This window comes from Streptosporangium sp. NBC_01755 (assembly GCF_035917995.1).
Lineage (GTDB): Bacteria > Actinomycetota > Actinomycetes > Streptosporangiales > Streptosporangiaceae > Streptosporangium.
In genome coordinates this window covers 6,643,112-6,664,728 of sequence record NZ_CP109131.1, presented here as the reverse complement: position 1 = coordinate 6,664,728, position 21,617 = coordinate 6,643,112, and the positions used below count along the sequence as shown (strand labels likewise).

Here is a 21,617-nt window from a genome sequence, read left to right as displayed (position 1 = left end):
CCCGCACGGTCCTCGGCCAGCGCCCCCAGACCGGCCAGCACCCCATCACGATCGGCGGCCAGCACCACCGCCCGATGCTCAAACGCCGACCGCGTCGCCACCAGTGAGAACGCCGCATCGCTCAACACCAGACCCGGATCGGTGCCCACGTACGACGCCAGCCGCCCGGCCTGCGCCCGCAACGCCTCCGCCGTACGACCCGACACCACCACCGGAACCACCGGCGGCCCCACGGCGACATCCGTTACCGGCACCATCTCGGCACCCGGCACATGACCCTCTGCGCGACCCCTGGCCTCAGTCTCCGGAAGCTCCGGCCCCTGCTCGACGATCACATGCGCGTTGGTGCCGCTGATCCCGAACGACGACACACCCGCCCGGCGCGGACGGTCGGTCTCCGGCCACTCCGTCGGCTCGGTCAGCAACTCCACCGCGCCCGAGGCCCAGTCCACATGTGACGAGGGTGCGTCCACATGCAGCGTCTTGGGCAGCACCCCGTGCCGCATCGCCAGCACCATCTTGATCACACCTGCCACACCGGCGGCCGCCTGGGTGTGACCGATGTTCGACTTGATCGACCCCAGCAGCAGCGGCCGATCGTCCGACCGGTCCTGGCCATAGGTCGCCAGCAGCGCCTGCGCCTCGATCGGGTCACCCAGCGTCGTCCCGGTCCCGTGACCCTCCACCACGTCCACCTCGACCGGCGACAACCCGGCGCTCGCCAGCGCCTGCCGGATCACCCGCTGCTGCGACGGACCATTCGGCGCGGTCAACCCGTTCGACGCCCCGTCCTGGTTGATCGCCGACCCACGCACCACGGCCAGCACCTGGTGGCCGTTGCGCCGCGCGTCCGACAACCGCTCCAGCACCAGCATGCCCACGCCCTCGGCCCAACCCGCACCGTCGGCGCTGTCGGCGAACGCCTTACATCGCCCATCGGCGGCCAGCCCTCCCTGGGCGCTGAAGTCGATGAACGAGTTCGGCGTGGCCATCACCGTCACGCCACCGGCCAGCGCCAGCGAGCACTCGTCACCGCGTAGGGCCTGTGCGGCCAAGTGCAGTGCCACCAGCGAGGAGGAGCACGCGGTGTCCACCGTCACCGCCGGCCCCTCCAGGCCGAGGGTGTAGGAGAGCCGTCCGGTCGCGACACTACCGGCGCTACCGGTACCGGAGAAGCTCATCACCTCCGGTGGAAACTCCACACCGGTCGCGTAATCGTGGTACATGACCCCGGCGAACACGCCGGTACGGCTGCCGCGCAGCGAGAGCGGATCGATCCCGGCCCGCTCGACCGCCTCCCAGGACGCCTCAAGAAGGAGCCGCTGCTGCGGGTCCATCGCCAGCGCCTCACGCGGCGAGATCCCGAAGAAACCGGGGTCGAACTCCCCCGCGTCATGCAGGAAGCCGCCCTCACGCACGTAACTGGTCCCCCGGCTCTCCCGATCCGGGTTGTACAACGCCCCGAGATCCCAGCCGCGCGACGTCGGGAAACCGGTGATCGCGTCGCTCTCCTCGATCACCAGGCGCCACAGATCCTCCGGAGAGGAAACCCCGCCCGGATAACGACACGCCATCCCCACGATCACGATCGGATCGTCGGCCACCGAACGCACCACCGGCGAGAGCACACCCGCATCGGCCCGCTCACCCAGCAACTCACCCAGCAGGAAATCCGCCAGACCAACCGGAGTCGGATAGTCGAACACCAACGTCGCCGGCAACCGCAACCCCGTCGCCGCATTCAACCGATTACGCAACTCCACCGCGGTCAGCGAATCGAAGCCCAGCTCACGAAACTCCCGCCGCACCTCCACCGACTCCGGTGAAGCGTGCCCCAGCACCACCGCCACCTGCGCCCGCACCAACTCCACCACCGACCGCACCCGATCAGCCTCACCCAGCCCGGCCAACCGCCGCACCAACGCCCCATCACCCGACGCCGACCCCGACACCGCCGACCGGCGCACCCCCCGCACCAGCCCGCGCAGCAGATGCGGCACCTCACCCTGTGCCCGCACCGCCGCCACCTCGAACCGCGCCACCACCAGCACCGCACGATCCACCGCACCCGCCGCGTCGAACGACGCCAGCCCCTGCTCCACCGACAACGGCGACATCCCCGCCCGCGTCATCCGCCGCAGATCGACCTCATCCAGCCCACCGGTCATCCCGGCGTCCTGCGCCCACGGCCCCCACGCCAGCGACAGCGCGGCCAGCCCCTGCGACCGCCGCACCTGCGCCAACGCGTCCAAGAACGCGTTCGCCGCCGCGTAGTTACCCTGACCCGCCCCACCGAACGTCCCCGCCACCGACGAGAACACCACGAACGCCGCCAGATCCAGACCCCGGGTCAACTCATGCAGATACCAGACCGCATCCACCTTCGGCCGCAACACCACATCCAGCCGCTCCGCCGACAACGACGGAATCGTCCCGTCGTCCAGCACACCCGCGGTATGAATCACCGCCGTCAACGGATGATCGGCCGGGACCCGCGCCAGCAGCGCCGCCACCTGATCCCGATCGGCCACATCACACGCCGCGATCTCCACCTCGACCCCATGCGCGATCAGCTCCGCCCGCAACTCCAGCGCGCCCGGAGCGTCCAGGCCCCGGCGGCTGGTCAGCAGCAGACGCCGCACCCCACGCCCGGCCACCACATGCCGCGCGAACAACCCGCCCAGACCACCGGTCCCACCAGTGATCAACACCGTCCCCTCCGGATCCCAGACGCGATCCTCACCCAGACCAGAGCCAGAGCCAACCGCGAGGTCAACACCACACCCAACGCCAAGGCCATCACCGGAACCAGAGCCGGAGCCGGAGCCGGAGCCAGGCGTCACCCGCGCCAAGCGCGGCACCCGCACCTCACCCCCGCGCACCGCCACCTGCGGCTCACCCGAGACCAGCACCCCCGACAACACCCCGGGCAGCGCCGACAGAGACACCCCCTCCTCCACATCCACCAGCACGAACCGGCCAGGATTCTCCGACTGCGCCGACCGCACCAACCCCCACACCGCCGCCGCGCCCAGATCGGTGACCGCCTCCCCCGCACCTGCCACGACCGCGCCCCGCGTCACCATCACCAGCCGCGAATCAGCACACCGCTCATCGGCCAGCCACCCCTGCATCCACCCCAGCACCCGGGCGGTCAAGGCATGCACCGACCCCACCACGTCCCCGTCCCCGGACCCGTCCCCGGCCGACCCGACCACGACGGTCACCACCTCCGGCACCACCTCCAGCACCGCCGGCCCCGCCTCCGAACCCGATTCCAGGTCCAGACTCAGCTCAACCACATCAAGCTCGACACCGGCCACCTCCGACACTTCGGGCAACACCGTCCAGGCCAACTGGAACAGCGAGTCCCCAAGCGAAGCGCCACCGGCGGCCGGCTGATCGACCACGATCGGCCGCAACACCAGCGAACGCGCCGACAACACCGGCTCCCCAGCCGCGTCCACCGCACTCAGCGACAGCGCATCGTCACCCGTCCAGACCAACCGCACCCGCAACACCGACGCACCACCCGCGTGCAGACACACCCCACCCCACGAGAACGGCAACCGCACACCCTCGGAACCCTCCAGCCCGGCAAAGGCCACCGCGTGCAACGCCGAATCCAGCAACGCCGGATGCAACCCGAACGACCCCGCATCGGCAACCTGCTCAGACAGGCCGACCTCGGCGAACACCACACCGTCCGCACCCCGCCAAGCGCCCCGCAACCCCTGAAACACCGGCCCGTAACCCAGCCCACCCTCGGCCAGCCGCTCATACAACCCATCCAGCTCGATCACCGACGCACCCCGCGGCGGCCACACCGCCGTATCGAACCGTTCCCCGGCCTGGCCGCCGGCCACCAGCACGCCGATCGCGTGCCGTACCCAGGGCTCCTCATCCCCGGCCTCCGCCGGCCGGGCGTGAATGCTCACCTCGCGCCGACCCGACCCATCCGGTGCCCTCACCCACACCTGTACCGCCACCGCATCCCGCTCGCCGAGCACCAGCGGCGCGGTCAAGGTCAGCTCCTCGACCAGATCACAGCCGACCTCATCACCCGCCCGCACCGCCAGCTCCAGGAACCCGGTGCCGGGGAACACCACCATCCCGTCCACCATGTGATCGGCCAGCCACGGATGCGACCCCAGCGAGATACGACCGGTCAGCAACATCCCATCCGAACCGGCCACTCCCACAGCGGCTCCCAGCAGCGGATGACTTGTAGCCGCGAGCCCCGCCGCCGTCACATCTCCCACCTGTGAGCCGGCGCCATCAGGCCAGAACCGCTCGCGCTGGAAGGCGTACGTCGGCAACTCCACCTGGGGAGCACCGGGAAGCACCGCCGGCCAGCTCACCGGCACCCCGCGCACGTGCAGGGCAGCCAGGGCCGCCATGATCGTCGCCTGCTCGTCCTGGCCCCTGCGCAGGGCCGGCACCAGCAGCACGTCCGGATCCGCCGCCGCCCCCGCCTCGTCATCGCGCGCCGAACCCGCAGGCGCAGCCACACGCATTGCCCCATCCATGTCCGCGTTCGCGTCGGCGAGCGCGGTGAGGGTGTCATCGGCCATCGCGGTCAGCACACCGTCCGGCCCCAGCTCCAGATACGCCCGCACCCCCTGAGCGTGCAACGTCCGGACACCGTCGGAGAACCGCACCGCGCCACGCACCTGATCCACCCAGTAATCCGGTGAGCACAGCTGCTCGGCGGTGGCCGCCTGCCCGGTCACCGTGGACACGAGAGGAATCTGTGGCGGGCTGTAGGTCAGCGCGCCCGCCACCGCCCGGAAGTCCTCCAGCATCGGATCCATCAACGGCGAATGGAACGCATGCGACACCCGCAACCGCTTCGTCCTGACCCCCCGAGACTCCAACTCGGCGGCGATGGCCAGCACCGCCTCCTCCACCCCGGCGATCACCACCGAGGCCGGACCGTTCACCGCCGCGACCGACACCTCCTTCTCACGCCCCGCCAGCAGGGCGGCGACCTCCTCCTCAGAGGCCCGCACCGCGACCATCGCCCCACCGGCGGGGAGCGCCTGCATCAACCGCGCCCGGCCCGCCACCAGCACACACGCATCCGACAGGGACAACACCCCCGCCACATGCGCCGCCGTGATCTCCCCGATCGAATGCCCCGCCAGCACACCCGGCCGCATCCCCCAGGACTCCACCAACCGGAACAGCGCCGTCTCCACCGCGAACAACGCCGGCTGCGCCCACCCCGTCCGATCCAGCAACCCCGCCTCGACCGAACCCGGCTCGGCGAACAGCACCTCCCGCACCGAACACCCCACCCACTCGACCGACCCACCGTCCGGCTGCCCGGCCGGCTCCCGCTCCAACCGCTCCAGCAGCGGATCCAACTCCGCGATCACCGCATCCAACGCCGCCGCGAACACCGGGAACCGCTCATACAACTCCCGGCCCATCCCCACCCGCTGACTGCCCTGACCGGTGAACAGCACCGCCGGCTTGGCCGCGCCCCGCGCCGAACCGGTCACCACCCCCGCGGCCGGCGCACCCTGCGCCACCGCGGCCAGACCCCGCACCAACTCCGCCCGCTCAGCACCCACCACCGCCGCCCGATACTCAAACGCCGATCGAGCCGTCGCCAGCGACACCCCCACCTCGGCCAACCCCAGACCGGGGAAGCTCTCCACATGCGACAACAACCGGGCCGCCTGCGCCCGCAACGCCACCTCACTGCGCGCCGACACCACCCACGAAACCGCTCCGCCATCAGAGCCGCCGTCAGCCTCGCCGCCTCCGGCCTCCACCGCGTCCACCGGCACCGGAGGCTGCTCAATGATCACGTGCGCGTTGGTGCCACTGATCCCGAACGACGACACCGCCGCCCGACGCGACCGCTCCACCCGAGGCCACGACCGCGCTTCGGTCACCAGCTCGACCGCGCCCTCGCTCCAGTCCACATGCGACGACGGCGCATCCACATGCAATGTGCGCGGCACCACGCCCTCACGCATCGCCATGACCATCTTGATGATCCCCGCCACACCGGCGGCCGTCTGGGTGTGACCGATGTTCGACTTGATCGAGCCGAGCAGCAACGGCTGTGCGGCATCGCGGCCCTGTCCGTAGGTGGACATCAGAGCCCGCGCCTCGATGGGATCACCCAACCGCGTTCCGGTGCCGTGCGCCTCGACCACATCGACATCCGACGCCGACAGCCCGGCACCGGCCAGCGCCTGGCGGATCACCCGCTGCTGCGACGGACCGTTCGGCGCCGTCAACCCGTTCGACGCCCCGTCCTGGTTCACCGCCGACCCGCGCACCACCGCCAGCACCTGATGACCGTTGCGCCGCGCGTCCGACAACCGCTCCAGCACCAGCACCCCGACACCCTCGGCCCAGCCGACCCCGTCGGCCGACTCGGAGAACGACCGGCACCGGCCATCCACCGACAGACCACGCTGCCGGGCGAACCCGATGAAGGTGTTCGGAGTGGACATCACGGTCGCCCCACCCGCCAACGCCAGCGAACAATCCCCCGCCCGCAGCGCCTGCGCCGCCAGATGCACCGCCACCAGCGACGACGAACACGCCGTGTCCACCGTCACCGCCGGACCCTCCAGCCCCAGCGTGTACGACACCCGGCCCGAGGCCACACTCGGCGCGGTTCCGGTACCTTCGTAGCCCTCGACGGCATCGCGCTGGCCGAGCCCTTCGACCACCTCACCGACAACGGCCTGGTGTACCCGGCCGGCCGCATTACCCAGCGCCAGACCGTAATCGTTGTACATCAGACCGGTGAACACCCCGGTCCGACTACCCCGCAACGTCCCCGGCTCGATCCCGGCCCGCTCCACCGCCTCCCACGACACCTCCAGCAGCAGCCGCTGCTGCGGATCAACCGCCAGAGCCTCACGCGGCGAGATCCCAAAGAACCCCGGATCGAACTCATCGGCATCGTGCAGGAACCCGCCATGACGCGTATACGACGTCCCCACCCGACCAGGATCCGGATCATAGATACCCTCCAGATCCCAACCGCGATTGGTCGGGAAACCAGTGATCGCGTCGCTCTCCTCGATCACCAGGCGCCACAGATCCTCCGGAGAGGAAACCCCGCCCGGATAACGACACGCCATCCCCACGATCACGATCGGATCGTCGGCCACCGAACGCACCACCGGCAGATCCGCGACCTGCTCGGAGTCCACCGAGCCGAACAGCTCCCCGTATAGGAATTCGGCCACGCTGTGCGAGGTCGGGTAGTCGAAGACCAGCGTCGCGGGCAACGACAACCCCGTCGCCGTGGCCAGCTGGTTGCGCAACTCCACCGCGGCCAGCGAATCCAGGCCCATCTTGCTGAAGGCCCGGTCGGGCTCCACCGCATCCCCCGACGCGTGGCCCAGCACCACCGCCACCTGCCGCCGTACCAGCTCTTCCAGCACCCGCCCGCGCTCGCCCACGTCCAGGCCGGCCAGGCGCCGCCGCAGCCCGCCCTCTTCGCCAACGCCGGCGACCGCACGAACCATCCGCCTCGCCGCCGGTACCAGCCCCCGCAGCAACGCCGGCACCTCACCGCCGCGGCCCCGCAACACCTCCACCTCCACCCGCAGCGGCACCGTCATCGCCGCATCCGTCCGCACACTCACGTCGAACAGCCGCAGCCCCTCGGCGGCAGACAGGGCCGGCAACCCGATCCGGGCCAGCCGGTCGCGGTCGGCGTCGGACAGCTCGGCGCTCATCCCGGTGGCCGCATCCCACAGCCCGTACGCCAGCGACGTCGCCACCAGCCCTCGCGACCGCCGATAGGCCGCCAACCCGTCCAGGAACACGTTGGCCGCCGCGTAATTGCCCTGCCCCGCCGCCAGGACCAGCCCACCGGCCGAGGACACCAGCACGAACATCGCCAGCGGCAGATCCCGGGTCAGCTCATGCAGATGCCAGGCCGCGTCCGCCTTCGGTCGCAGCACCGCATCCAACCGGCTTGGCGACAACGCCTCCACCACACCGTTGTCCGCCGCGCCCGCCGCATGCACCACACCCACCAGCGGGGCCGAATCCGGAACCGACCCCACGACCCGTGCCAGCGCGTCTCGATCCCCCACATCGCACGACATCACCCCGACCTTCGCCCCCAGCCCGGTCAGCTCCGCCACCAGCGTCTCGGCACCCTGCGCCGACAGCCCGCGCCGGCTCACCAGCAGCAGGGAACGCACACCGTGATCGCTCACCAGACGACGCGCCAGCAACGCCCCCAACCCGCCCGTACCACCCGTCACCAGCACCGTCCCCGCCGCCAACCCGACAGAGCCGCCGGGCCGCTCGGCAGAGCCCAGATCCGAGCCCGAATCCAAGCCCGAATCCGAGCCGTCGGCGATCACGGCGACGGAGCCGCCGGGCCGCTCGGCCGAGCCCAGAACGGCCCGCTCAGACTGCGCCATCCTGACCAGCCGAGGCACCAGGAACGCCCCCGAGCGCACCGCCAGCTCCGGCTCCCCGCAGGCCACCGCCGCCCGCACCGCCGCGTCCCGCTCCTGGCCCTCGTCCAGATCCAGCAGCACGAACCGCCCCGGGTGCTCGGCCTGCGCCGCCCGCACCAACCCCCACACCGGCGCGACCGCCACCTCCACGTCCGCGCCCTCACCCACCGCCACCGCACCCCGGGTCACCACCACCAAAGGCGCCGACCCCGGGCTCTCCCGCTCCAGCCACGCCTGCAGTACCTCAAGCACGCCGCCGACCACCGAACGCACCACCTCCGGCGTCTCACCGGCCGGCCGCGCCGCGCAGTCCACCACCACGACCGGCTCGGCGTCATCGTCAGCCGCATCGGGAGAGCGGTCATCCGCGACCGCGGGCCATTCGGTCACCGGCGCCGCACCGACGGTGGCGGGCGTCTCGATCGGGTTCCACGCCACCTGGAACAGGGACTGCTCCCCTCCCGCCGCGCCCAGCTGCCGCGCCGACACCGGGCGCCCCACCATCGCCCCCGCCGACAGCACCGGCCGGCCGTTCTCATCGGCCACGTCCAAGCTCAGCGTGTGCTCACCCGAATGCCGCACCCGCACCCGCAGCGTCGAGGCGCCCGAGGCGTGCAGCACCACCTGCCGCCACACGAACGGCAACACCGCCCGCCCGCCGCTCGCCACACCCGAGGGATCGATCAGCGACACGTGCATCGCCGCGTCCAAAAGCGCCGGATGCACCCCGAACCGCCCCGCCTCCGCAGCCGCCCGCTCATCCAGCACGACCTCGGCGAACAACTCCTCCCCCCGCCGCCACGCCGCGCGCAACGCCTGAAACGCCGGCCCGTAGCCATAGCCGACCTCGGCCAGCCGCTCGTAGGCCCCCGCCACCTCCACCTCGGCCGCCCCCGCCGGCGGCCACCGCACCAGATCGAATCCCGGCTCGGCCGCCCGCTCCGCGAGCACTCCCTGGGCGTGCAGCGTCCAGTCGCCGCCCTCGTGCTCATCCGCCCGGGAATACACCCGCACCGCGCGCCGGCCGGCCTCACCGGGGCCGTCGACGACCACCTGGACCCGCACCCCGCCGGTCTCGGGCAGTATCAGCGGCGCCTGCAACGCCAGCTCCTCCAGCACCGCGCAGCCGACCTCGTCACCCGCGCGGACCACCAGCTCCACGAATCCGGTCCCGGGCAGCAGTACCCGGCCCAGAACCTCGTGGTCGCAGATCCACGGATGGGTCGACGCCGACAACCGCCCGGTCAAGACCACCCCGTCCGACTCCGGCGACACCACCACCGCCCCCAGCAGCGGGTGCAGCACCGTCTCAAGCCCCAGACCTCGCGCGTCCCCGCCCCGCCGGCCGGTCGGCCAGAACCGCTCCTTCTGGAAGGCATAGGTGGGCAGCTCCACCCGCCGCCCACCCGGCAACACCGCACGCCAATCAAGGGGAACCCCGCGCACATGCAACCCGGCCAACGCCATCATGATCGTCGTCTGCTCGTCCTGGCCCCCGCGCAGTGCCGGCACCAACACCGCAACCGGATCAGAACCGGCTTCGGCTTCCGCGGCGAGGGTGTCCTGCGCCATCGCGGTCAGCACACCGTCCGGCCCCAGCTCCAGATACGCCCGCACCCCCTGAGCGTGCAACGTCCGGACACCGTCGGAGAACCGCACCGCGCCACGCACCTGATCCACCCAGTAATCCGGTGAGCACAGCTGCTCGGCGGTGGCCGCCTGCCCGGTCACCGTCGACACGAGAGGAATCTGTGGCGGGCTGTAGGTCAGCGCGCCCGCCACCGCCCGGAAGTCCTCCAGCATCGGATCCATCAACGGCGAATGGAACGCATGCGACACCCGCAACCGCTTCGTCCTGACCCCCCGAGACTCCAACTCGGCGGCGATGGCCAGCACCGCCTCCTCCACCCCGGCGATCACCACCGAGGCCGGACCGTTCACCGCCGCGACCGACACCTCGCTCTCCCGCCCCGCCAGCAGGGCGGCGACCTCCTCCTCAGAGGCCCGCACCGCGACCATCGCCCCACCGGCGGGGAGCGCCTGCATCAACCGCGCCCGGCCCGCCACCAGCACACACGCATCCGACAGGGACAACACCCCCGCCACATGCGCCGCCGTGATCTCCCCGATCGAATGCCCCGCCAGCACACCCGGCCGCACCCCCCAGGACTCCAGCAACCGGAACAGCGCCGTCTCCACCGCGAACAACGCCGGCTGCGCCCACCCCGTCCGATCCAGCAACCCCGCCTCGACCGACCCCGGCTCGGCGAACAGCACCTCCCGCACCGAACACCCCACCCACTCGACCGACCCACCATCCGGCTGCCCGGCCGGCTCCCGCTCCAACCGCTCCAGCAGCGGATCCAACTCCGCGATCACCGCATCCAACGCCGCCGCGAACACCGGGAACCGCTCATACAACTCCCGCCCCATCCCCGCCCGCTGACTGCCCTGACCGGTGAACAGCACCGCCGGCTTGGCCGCGCCCCGCGCCGAACCGGTCACCACCCCGGCGGCCGGCGCACCCTCGGCCACCGCGGCCAGACCCCGCACCAACTCCGCCCGCTCAGCACCCACCACCACCGCCCGATACTCAAACGCCGATCGAGCCGTCGCCAGCGACACCCCCACCTCGGCCAACCCCAGACCGGGGAAGCTCTCCACATGCGACAACAACCGGGCCGCCTGCGCCCGCAACGCCACCTCACTGCGCGCCGACACCACCCACGAAACCGCTCCGCCATCAGAGCCGCCGTCAGCCTCGCCGCCTCCGGCCTCCACCGCGTCCACCGGCACCGGAGGCCGCTCAATGATCACGTGCGCGTTGGTGCCACTGATCCCGAACGACGACACCGCCGCCCGGCGCGGACGCCCGGCCTCCGGCCACGACCGCGCTTCGGTCACCAGCTCGACCGCGCCCTCGCTCCAGTCCACATGCGAGGACGGCTCATCCACATGCAACGACTGCGGCACCACACCCTCACGCATCGCCATGACCATCTTGATCACACCGGCCACACCCGCCGCCGCCTGCGTGTGACCGATGTTCGACTTCACCGAACCCAGCAGCACCGGCCGGTCCTCCGGCCGGTCCTGGCCATAGGTCGCCAGCAACGCCTGAGCCTCGATCGGGTCACCCAGCGTCGTACCGGTGCCATGCCCCTCCACCACGTCCACCTCGACCGGCGACAACCCGGCGCTCGCCAGCGCCTGCCGGATCACCCGCTGCTGCGACGGACCGTTCGGCGCCGTCAACCCATTCGACGCCCCGTCCTGGTTGACCGCCGAACCCCGCACCACCGCCAGCACCTGATGACCGTTGCGGCGGGCGTCCGACAACCGCTCCAGCACCAGCACACCCACACCCTCCGACCAGCCGACCCCGTCGGCCGACTCGGAGAACGACCGGCAGCGGCCGTCAGAGCTCAGACCGCCCTGGCGGAAGAAGTCGATGAAGGTGTTCGGGGTGGACATCACCGTCACCCCACCGGCCAGCGCCAGCGAGCATTCGCCCGAGCGCAGCGCCTGCGCCGCCAGGTGCAACGCCACCAGCGACGACGAACACGCCGTGTCCACCGTCACCGCCGGACCCTCCAACCCCAGGGTGTAGGACACCCGGCCGGAGGTCACGCTGCCGGTGGTCCCGTTGACCACGATCCCGCGCAACTCCTCCGGCGCGCCGTTCCCCGCTGAGGGGTAGTCGTGATACATCATCCCGGCGAAGACACCGGTCGGGCTGCCCTTGAGGGTGAGCGGGTCGATACCCGCCCGCTCGACGGCCTCCCAGGAGGTCTGCAGCAGCAGACGCTGCTGGGCGTCGGTCGCCAGCGCCTCACGTGGTGAGATCCCGAAGAACCCCGGGTCGAACTCGGCCGCGTCATACAGGAATCCGCCCGCACGGGCGAAGGACGCGTCCGGAAGCTCCCAGCCCCGGTCGGCCGGGAAGCCCGAGATGGCGTCCCTGCCCTGGCTGACCAGCTCCCACAACTGCTGCGGAGAGGTGACGCCGCCCGGATACCGGCAGGCCATGCCAACGATGACGATCGGGTCCCCGCTGAGCGGAGCCGCGACCGGCAGGGGCGGTGCGGAGGCCGCGTCGGCGCCGTCGCCGTCGAGTCGCCCTTGGATGAAGCCGGTCACCGCCGCCGGGGTGGGCTGATCGAACACCAGCGTGGCCGGCAGCCGCAGCCCGGTCGCCTCGATCAGCCGGTTACGCAGTTCCACCGAGGTCAGGGAGTCAAGACCGAGGTCCTGGAAGGTCAGCTCCGGCGAGATCGCGTTCGCCGAGGCATGCCCCAGCACGGCGGCCACCTGCCCGAGCACCAGCGTGGACACGGCCTCGCCCAGCGCCTGCCCCGACAGGGCGCTGAGTGCCTCAGAGCCGGAGGAGGTGATGGCCGCCTGCCGCAGGGGGGCGGGCACCAAAGCACGCAAAAGCGCCGGGATACGGCTTTGTGCCCGCAGCGCGGCCCGGTCCAGCCGGGCGGCCACCACCACCGGCTCAGCGCCCGTCATCGCGGCGTCGAACCAGGTGAGTCCCTGCTCGGCGGAGATGGGGCGCAGCCCGGACCGGGCCATGCGCCGCATGTCGGTCTCGGTCAGGGCGGCGGTCATGCCGGTGTCCTGCTGCCAGGGCCCCCACCCGATCGACAAACCCGCCAGCCCCTCAGCGACGCGCCGGCCTACCAGGGCGTCGAGGAAGGCGTTGGCCGCGCTGTAGTTCGCCTGGCCGCCGTTGCCGAGCGTCGCGAACACCGAGGAGAACACCACGAACGCGGTCAGGCCGAGGTCGCGAGTGAGTTCGTGCAGGTGCCAGGCGCCGTCCGCCTTCGGCCGCAGCACGGCGTCGATCCGCCCGGGCGTCAGCGCGCCGATCGGCCCGTCGTCGAGCACGCCGGCGGCGTGCACCACCCCGGTGAGCGGATGCTGCGGTGGGATCGCGGCGATCAGTTCGGCCAGCGCGTCGCGATCGGACACATCACAGGCGACGGCCGTGACCTCGGCGCCCTGGGCGGTCAGCTCCGAGGCCAGTTCCGCGGCGCCCTCGGCCTGCGGGCCGCGACGGCCGACCAGCATCAGGTGACGCACGCCGTGCTCGCTCACCAGGTGGCGGGCCACGAGCGCGCCCAGCCCGCTCAGACCGCCGGTGACCAGCACCGTGCCATCGGCACCCCACACAGGCACCGCGCCACCAGCCCCCCGGAAGATGTTCGGCGCCGACGAGGCAGCGTCGTCATCGTCCTCGACTGTGACGAGTCGCGGCACCCGGAGCAGGCCATCGCGTACCGCGATCTGCGGCTCCGCGGACTCGAACGCCCAGGCCAGCGTCTCACCGCTCACCCGATCGACATCAAGATCAAGGTCAAGCAGGACGAACCGCCCCGGGCTCTCCACCTGCACCGAGCGCACCAGGCCCCAGACCGCCGCCGCGACGGGGTCGGGCGCGCTCCCGGCATCGACGGCCACCGCCCCACGGGTCACGAAGATCACCGGAGCGTCGGTGTGCTCGTCGCTTCCGCCTTCCCGCAGCCGGGTCAGGACCGCCGAGGTCACCGACCGCACAGCGTCCGGAACATCGCCCCCGGCCGGCACCGAGACCGGCACCAGCGTCACATCCACGGCCGAGACCGGGACCGGGACTCCGATCAGTGTCACGTCCGCGGCCGGGTCCGGCTCGCGCACGAGGTCCGCCACCTGCCCGGCCGCACGCAAAGCATCGACCAGACCCCACTCATCAGAGCCCAGCACCGACCAGCGCCTGACCGGACGCTCCCCACTCCCCGATTCCAGCGCGAGCGGCCAGTCCAATCGCAACAGCGGCCCACCGGCGCGCGCCGCAGACCGCAGATCATTGGGCCGCATCGCCAAGGAACGCACCCAGGCGACCACACCACCCTCGGCATCGGCCACGACCAGCGTGATCGCATCCCTACCGGCCTCACTCACCCGCACCCGAAGCGTCGAGGCGCCGGAGGCGTGCAGGGACACCCCGCTCCAGGCGAACGGCAGCAGCCCACCGCCCGCCTCCTCAAGCCCGGCCAAAGAGGCCACCTGCAGCGCGGCGTCGAGCAGGGCCGGGTGCAGCCCGTACGCACCCGCGTCAGCCGCCAGGTCTTCGGGCAGGGTGACCTCGGCGAACACCTCCCGGTCGGTACGCCAGACGGCGCGCACCCCCTGGAAGGCGGGGCCGTAGGAGAAGCCCACCCGCGCCCGCCGCTCGTAGAAGTCATCGAGATCCACCGCGACGGCATCCGCCCGCGGCCACTCGCCCAGGCCGGGATCGGGAACGCTCGGCACGCCTGGGGTCAGCACACCGGTGGCGTGCCGAACCCACGGCGCCTCCGGCTCGTCCACCGGCCGGGAATACACACCGATCGTCCGGCCGCCGTCGGTGTCGGCGGCGCCGAGCGCCACCTGCAGCCGCGCCTCACCCCGCTCGGGCAGCACGAGCGGCGCGGTGAGCGTGAGCTCCTCCACCAGACCGCAACCGACCTCGGCACCCGCCCGCACGGCCAACTCGACGAAGGCCGTACCGGGCAACAACACCCGCCCGGCCACCACATGATCACCCAGCCACGGATGCGCCGCCGTCGAGACCACAGCGGTGAACAGGAACCCACCGGTATCGGGCAGCTCCACCGCCGCACCCAGCAGCGGGTGCCGCGGCCGATCCAGCCCGGCCAAGGTGACATCGCCCCCGGCCGCCGAGGGCTCGCTCCAGTACCGCTCCCGCTGGAAGGCATACGTCGGCAGATCCACCCGGCGAGCCGCCCTAGCGGAGAACAACTCCGGCCAGCGCACCGCCACCCCGTGCACATACAACCGGGCCGCCGCCGCCAGCGCCGCGGTCTGCTCCCCGCGATCCTTACGCAGGATGGGGAGGGCTACCGGTCTCGACGTCTCAGCCGGGGTCCGACCGGCCGGCGAGGAGAGGTTCTGGTGAACCAGCGCCGACAACCCGCCATCCGGACCAAGCTCCAAGAACACCTTGGCCCCCGCCGCCCCGGCGGCACGGATCGCGTCGGCGAAACGCACCGGCCGCACGACATGGTCCACCCAGTACTGCGCCGAGCACAGGTAGGCGGCGTCGACCGGCTGGCCGGTCACGGTGGAGACGATCGGCGTCCTCGGCTCGTGAAAGGTCAGCCCCTCGACGATCTCCCGGAACTCCGCCAGCATCGGCTCCATCAACGGCGAGTGGAACGCGTGGCTCACCCGCAGGCGGGTGGCCTTGCCGAAACGCGCGGCAATTCGCAGGACGGCGTCCTCGGCGCCGGCGATCACCACCGACGACGGGCCGTTCACCGCGGCGATGACGACCCCGTCCTCCAGCAGCGGCTCCACCTCCGCCTCACCGGCCTGGACCGACACCATCGCCCCGCCCTCGGGCAGGCGCTGCATCAACCGGCCCCGGGCCGCGACCAGCGCGCAGGCGTCGTCCAGCGACAGCACACCGGCCACGTGCGCGGCGGCGATCTCACCGATCGAGTGCCCCACCAGCAGGTCCGGCACCACACCCCACGACTCGACCAGCCGGAAGAGTGCCACCTCGATCGCGAAAAGCGCCGGCTGGGCGAACTCGGTACGATCCAGCAGCCCGGGATCCGCACCGAACACCACCTCACGCGGCGAGCGCTCCAGCTCACCGGCCAGCCGCGCGAAAACCTCCTCCAACGCGCGGGCGAAGACCTGGAACCGGGCGGCCAGCTCGCGGCCCATCCCGAGCCGCTGCGCGCCCTGTCCCGCGAACAGCACCGCCAGCCCGCCGGGCACACCGGCGACACCGCGTGCCACCTCGGCCACACCCTCACCATCGGCCAGCAGCACCGCCCGGTGAGCGAACTCCGAACGGGCCCTCACCAGCGAGTAGCCGACATCGGCCGGATCCGCCCCACTCTCGGCCACAAAAGACATCAGCCGATCGATCTGAGCACCGAGCGCGGCCTCGCTCTTACCCGAGACCACCCAGGGCACCACGACAGGCGCCCTACCCGATGTCGTACCAAGCTCGGAGGACTCGGAGGACTCGGCCGAAGCCTCCGAAACGGAAAGCTCCGAAACGGGAAGCTCCGAAGCAGCCGGAGCCTCCAAAGTGGAAAGCTCCGAAGCAGCCGGAGCGGCAGGATCGGACGGCCGCCCCGGCCCGGACACGGGGTCCGGCACCTGCTCGACGATCACGTGCGCGTTGGTACCGCTGATCCCGAACGACGACACACCGGCCCGGCGGGGCCGTCCGGCCTCCGGCCACTCGGCACGCTCGGTCACCAGCCCGACCGCGCCGGCCGACCAGTCCACGTGCGATGTGGGGGCGTTGACGTGCAACGTCCGCGGCACGATCCCCTGCCGCATGGCCATCACCATCTTGATCACGCCCGCGACCCCTGCGGCCGCCTGGGTGTGACCGATGTTCGACTTGATCGACCCGAGCAGCAGCGGCCGGTCCCGGTCCTGGCCGTACGTCGCCAGCAGGGCCTGGATCTCGATCGGGTCGCCCAGCTTGGTGCCCGTGCCGTGCGCCTCCACCACGTCCACGTCCGAGGGGGAGAGCCCGGCGCCGGCAAGGGCCTGCCGGATCACCCGCTGCTGGGAGACGCCGCTGGGAGCGGTCAGGCCGTTGGAGGCGCCGTCGGAGTTGACGGCCGATCCACGGAGCACGGCGAGCACCCGGTGGCCGTTGCGGCGGGCGTCCGACAGGCGTTCCAGCACCAGCACGCCGACGCCCTCGGCCCAGCCCGTGCCGTCGGCGGCGTCGGCGAACGCCTTGCACCGCCCGTCCGGAGAGAGGCCGCCCTGCTTGGCGAACTCCAGGAAGATGCCCGGCGTCGACATGACGGTGACCCCGCCCGCCAGCGCCAGCGAGCACTCCCCGGCCCGCAGCCCCTGCGCGGCCAGGTGCAGGCCGACCAGCGACGACGAGCACGCGGTGTCCACCGTGATCGCGGGACCTTCCAGCCCCAGGGTGTACGCCACCCGGCCGGACAGAACACTCGGCGAGGTGCCCGTCAACGTGTAGCCCTCGGCGTCACCGGACGCCTCGTGCATCCGGGCGCCGTAGTCCTGCGCCATCGCACCGAGATACACGCCGGTCCGGGTGCCGTGCAGCGACGACGGCGGGATTCCGGCCCGCTCCACCGCCTCCCAGGCCACTTCCAGCGCCAGCCGCTGCTGCGGCTCCATCGCCAGCGCCTCACGCGGCGAGATCCCGAAGAACGCGGCGTCGAAGTCTCCCGCGTCGTGGAGGAAGCCTCCGGGATGGTCCGCGGCGAGGGCCCCCATCCGCCATCCGCGGTCGGCGGGCAGCGCCGACACGGCGTCCACACCGGCGTCGACCAGCCGCCACAGGCTTTCCGGGGAGTCGATCCCGCCTGGGTAGCGGCAGGCCATCCCAATGATTGCGATGGGCTCGTCGGCCATCGGGGAAGAGGCCACCGGAGGAGAGGCCACCGGTTCCAGCGGCTGGGATCCGGAACCGGTGGCGGCTGTGGACCCCAGGAAGGCGGCGAGTCTCGCCGGTGTGGGGTGATCGAAGAGGGCGGTGGCGGTCAGCGCCGGCCCGTCGGCCGAATCAAGCCGGGTGGTGAGCTCGACGAGCATCGCGGAGTCGAAGCCGAGCTCTTTGAAGGGCAGGCCGAGATCGATCCCATCAGGATCGTACGTCCCGAGGACCGCCGCGCACGCGTCGCGGACCAGGTCCAGCGGGCTGCCGGAGCCGAGCCGCTGGACGGCGTCCGGCCCGTCCGGCCCGTCCGGTCTCCCATCGGCCGCCGATGCCGATCCTGCCCGCGCCCGCGGTCCCGCTTCCTCCCGCTCTCGTTCCGGGCCGGCCCCCTCCAGCCAGTGGCGGACACGCTGGAACGCGTACGTCGGCAACTCGACTCGGGACGCGGCGGGGAGGAACCGTTCCCAGCCGACCTCCACCCCGCTCGTGTAGAGCTCGGCGATCGAGGTCATCAAGCGGGAGATCCCGGCGTTGTGCCTCTGGAGGGTGCAGACGGCCACCGCCGGGCGGCCGGCGATCCGCGCGCTCTCCTGGATACTGCCGACCAGTACCGGGTTCGGGCTCACCTCGATGAAAGCACCGAACCCGTCGGCCAGCAACCGCCCGACCGCGCCCTGGAAGTCGACCGGCCGGCGCAGGTTGCGATACCAGTAGTCACCGTCAAGCTCCGCCGTGTCCAGCGGGGCGCCGGTCACCGTCGAGTAGAAGGGGATCTCCGAACTGCGCGGCCGGATCGACGCCAGCAGCGGTGCCAGGCGCTCCTCGATCCGCTCGACGACGGAGGAGTGCGAGGCGTAGTCGATGTTGACCCGGCCCATCTGCACCGTGTCCGCCCACTCGGCCATCATCTCGGCCAGCGCCTCGTTGTCCCCGGACACCACCGTGGAGGACGGGCTGTTCACGGCGCCGACGGACAGGCGGCCCGCCCAGCGTGCCAGCCGGTCCTCCACGGCCTCCAGAGGGAGTCCCACCGAGACCATGCCGCTTCTGCCGGAGAGGACCTCGGTGATCAGCTTCGATCTGGCGGTCACCAGCCAGGCGCCGTCCTCCAGCGACAGCGCGCCCGCGACACACGCGGCGGCGACCTCCCCCTGCGAGTGGCCCACCACCGCGGCCGGTTCCACGCCGTACGACCGCCACAGCGCCGCCAGGGAGACCATGATCGCCCACAGCACCGGCTGGATCACGTCGGCGCGTTCCCTGGGCGGGCTACCGGGTTCCCCCCGCACGACGCTCGTCAGCGACCAGTCGACGAACGGCGCCAGCACCGCCTCGCATTCCGCCATGGCGGCGGCGAACACCGGCGACGAGTCGAGCAGCTCCACCCCCATCCCGGCCCACTGCGATCCCTGGCCGGGAAAGACGAAGACCTGCTGGCCGGGGCGTTGCCATACGCGGGCCAGCGGCGCGGTGTGCTGACCGAGCCCGAAGACCAGCCGCATCTGATCGAGGAGCTCCACCCGGTCGGAGAGCACGCCGCCGGAACTGGGATCGACGTCGATCCTGCCGCGCACCAGCCCTGACGCGAAGCGCCCTTCCGACAGCGCGTCCAGCCCGTGGAGCAATTGTTCGCGTCCGTCCCCGATGACGACCGCTCGATGGCGCAGGCCGGCCCGCGTCGTCGCCAGAGAGAAGGCCACGTCGCCGGTCGAGAGGTCCTCCCGTTCCCTGACGTGGCGGGCAAGCCGGGCCGCCTGTGCCCGCAACGCGCTCTCGGTGTGGCCGGACAGCGGCCAGGACACCGGTGACGATGTCTCCGGCCCTGCCCCGGGGCGCTCCCCAAGCTCCTCGGGTACGGCGACCGGCAGGGCAGGCCCGGTCACCGGCGCCGGGGAGGTGCGCTCCGGGGCGGAGGTCAGCACGACATGGCAGTTGGTGCCGCCGATGCCGAACGACGAGACGCCCGCGACGATCCGCCCGTCACCGTGGCTCACCGGCCACGACATCGGAGACTCCACCACCCGCAGGTTCCACTCGTCGAAGCGGATCGCGGGGTTCGGCCGCTCGAAGTTCAGGCTCGGCGGCAGCAGCCGGTGCTCGATGGCCAGCACGGTCTTGAGCAGCCCGACGATGCCGGCGGCGCCCTCCAGATGGCCGACGTTGGTCTTGGCCGATCCCACCCACAGCGGCGCGTTCGAGCGGCCCGTGCCGTGCACCGCGCCGAGCGCGCCGGCCTCGATGGGATCGCCCACTCTGGTGCCGGTACCGTGCAGCTCGACGTAGCCGACGCTCGCCGGGTCCACGCCGGCGCGCCGATACGCCGACCGCAGTACCCGCTCCTGCGCTCGGGAGCTCGGGGTGGTGAGCGTCTCGCCGGAACCGTCGTTGTTGACCGCGCTGCCCGCGATGACGCAGTACACGTGGTCGCCGTCCGCGAGGGCACGCGACAGCGGCTTGAGGAGGACGATGGCGCCGCCCTCGCCGCGGACGTAACCGTTCGCCCGCGCGTCGAAGGTGAAGCACCTGCCGTCCGGGGAGAGCGCGCCGAGCTCCGCGGCCGCCAGGGCACTCTCCGCGGCGAGGTTGAGCTGGACCCCACCCGCGAGGGCCATGCTGGACTCGCCGCTGCGGATGCTCTCGCAGGCGAGGTGCACCGCCACCAGCGATGACGACTGGCCCGTGTCCACGGCCATGCTCGGGCCGGTCAGGGCGAGGAAGTGCGACACCCGGTTGGCGAGGATGCTGCGGTTGACGCCGGTGAGCGAGTGATGGCCGATTCCCGCAGCGCCGCTCTGGCGGCTCAGCAACGCGTAATCGTCGGCCATCGCACCGATGAACACGCCGACGTCGGTGCCGCGGAGGGGAGTGGGCGCGATACGCGCGTTCTCCAGAGCCTCCCAGCCGAGCTCCAGCATCAGCCGCTGCTGGGGATCCATCGTGCGGGCCTCACGGGGTGAGATCGCGAAGAACCCGGCGTCGAACCGGTCGATCCCGTCCAGGAACGCGCCGTGCGCGCTGGAACCGAACTCCGTATCCGCGCTCCAGCGGTCGGGCGGCACCGTGGACACGGCGCTCACGCCGTCGCACAACAGCCGCCAGAACTCCGCCGGACCTGGTGCGGAGGGCAACCGGCAGGACACTCCGACGATCGCGATGCGATCGTCACTCGTGCCGGAGTCATGGCCAGGCATGAACTTGGATCGATTCACGCACCGCTCCCCATACACGTCGTAATGCCGACATGCGGAGACTCGATTCGCCGCCCGGCAAGGGCAGGTGCTCGAATCGCCGCATCCGGCTCGTGGCCTCACGGCCAGCACGAACTATGCCGAGCACACGCTGCGCGTTTCACTAGTTGTGCGACGCGAAAAAGACGGTGCGGGTCACCGGTTGTGCGACGCGAAAAAGACGGTGCGGGTCACCGGTTGTGCGGCGCGAAAAAGACGGTGCGGGCGTGACCGTAACCCGGTGACACAACGGGAGTCGCCTCCGGTACCTCAGCATGCCAGACGTCCCACCTGCCACGCCCCCGGCCCTGTTCACCGCGGCGACCTGAGCCGACCCGGTCTCATGCCTCATAGCGCGCGGATCCTAGTGTTTTCACGAGTGCCGCCCGGGTTCTTCTGTAGTTGACCCGGCGCGTGTCCGGAGAGTCCCGCGTCGCAGTGCGGCGGGGAAGGCGGGACTTTCTGAGCGCCTCTTATCGCCCCGTGCCGACGAGC

General features: G+C 71.6%; 1 pseudogene. It reads right to left on the bottom strand.

From position 1 onward, the window contains the following. Positions 1–14 precede the first annotated feature (14 nt). A pseudogene (locus OG884_RS30850) lies at positions 15–21,104 on the bottom strand (SDR family NAD(P)-dependent oxidoreductase); the annotation flags it as partial. Positions 21,105–21,617 lie beyond the last annotated feature (513 nt).